This is a genomic window from Halomonas sp. KHS3 (assembly GCF_000830495.1).
GTDB lineage: Bacteria > Pseudomonadota > Gammaproteobacteria > Pseudomonadales > Halomonadaceae > Vreelandella > Vreelandella titanicae.
Genome location: NZ_JWHY01000005.1, coordinates 1 through 1,380, shown reverse-complemented (window position 1 = coordinate 1,380; position 1,380 = coordinate 1). Strand labels below are relative to the sequence as shown.

Here is a 1,380-nt window from a genome sequence, read left to right as displayed (position 1 = left end):
CTCCGGCTCCCGCTATTGGATGAGCCTATGTCGGATTAGCTAGTTGGTAAGGTAATGGCTTACCAAGGCAACGATCCGTAGCTGGTCTGAGAGGATGATCAGCCACATCGGGACTGAGACACGGCCCGAACTCCTACGGGAGGCAGCAGTGGGGAATATTGGACAATGGGGGCAACCCTGATCCAGCCATGCCGCGTGTGTGAAGAAGGCCCTCGGGTTGTAAAGCACTTTCAGCGAGGAAGAACGCCTATCGGTTAATACCCGGTAGGAAAGACATCACTCGCAGAAGAAGCACCGGCTAACTCCGTGCCAGCAGCCGCGGTAATACGGAGGGTGCAAGCGTTAATCGGAATTACTGGGCGTAAAGCGCGCGTAGGTGGCTTGATAAGCCGGTTGTGAAAGCCCCGGGCTCAACCTGGGAACGGCATCCGGAACTGTCAGGCTAGAGTGCAGGAGAGGAAGGTAGAATTCCCGGTGTAGCGGTGAAATGCGTAGAGATCGGGAGGAATACCAGTGGCGAAGGCGGCCTTCTGGACTGACACTGACACTGAGGTGCGAAAGCGTGGGTAGCAAACAGGATTAGATACCCTGGTAGTCCACGCCGTAAACGATGTCGACCAGCCGTTGGGTGCCTAGAGCACTTTGTGGCGAAGTTAACGCGATAAGTCGACCGCCTGGGGAGTACGGCCGCAAGGTTAAAACTCAAATGAATTGACGGGGGCCCGCACAAGCGGTGGAGCATGTGGTTTAATTCGATGCAACGCGAAGAACCTTACCTACCCTTGACATCTACAGAAGCCGGAAGAGATTCTGGTGTGCCTTCGGGAACTGTAAGACAGGTGCTGCATGGCTGTCGTCAGCTCGTGTTGTGAAATGTTGGGTTAAGTCCCGTAACGAGCGCAACCCTTGTCCTTATTTGCCAGCGAGTAATGTCGGGAACTCTAAGGAGACTGCCGGTGACAAACCGGAGGAAGGTGGGGACGACGTCAAGTCATCATGGCCCTTACGGGTAGGGCTACACACGTGCTACAATGGCCGGTACAAAGGGCTGCGAGCTCGCGAGAGTCAGCGAATCCCTTAAAGCCGGTCTCAGTCCGGATCGGAGTCTGCAACTCGACTCCGTGAAGTCGGAATCGCTAGTAATCGTGAATCAGAATGTCACGGTGAATACGTTCCCGGGCCTTGTACACACCGCCCGTCACACCATGGGAGTGGACTGCACCAGAAGTGGTTAGCCTAACGCAAGAGGGCGATCACCACGGTGTGGTTCATGACTGGGGTGAAGTCGTAACAAGGTAGCCGTAGGGGAACCTGCGGCTGGATCACCTCCTTAAACGATGCGTCACAGTYGGTAAGCGTCCACAATGAATTACCTGATCA

1 rRNA gene (only partly in view) is annotated in these 1,380 nt (G+C 55.2%); it reads left to right on the top strand.

Features of this window, described 5'->3' with window-relative positions:
- A 16S ribosomal RNA gene (locus RO22_RS13135) occupies positions 1-1,333 on the top strand (it extends 126 nt beyond the left edge of the window).
- Positions 1,334-1,380 lie beyond the last annotated feature (47 nt).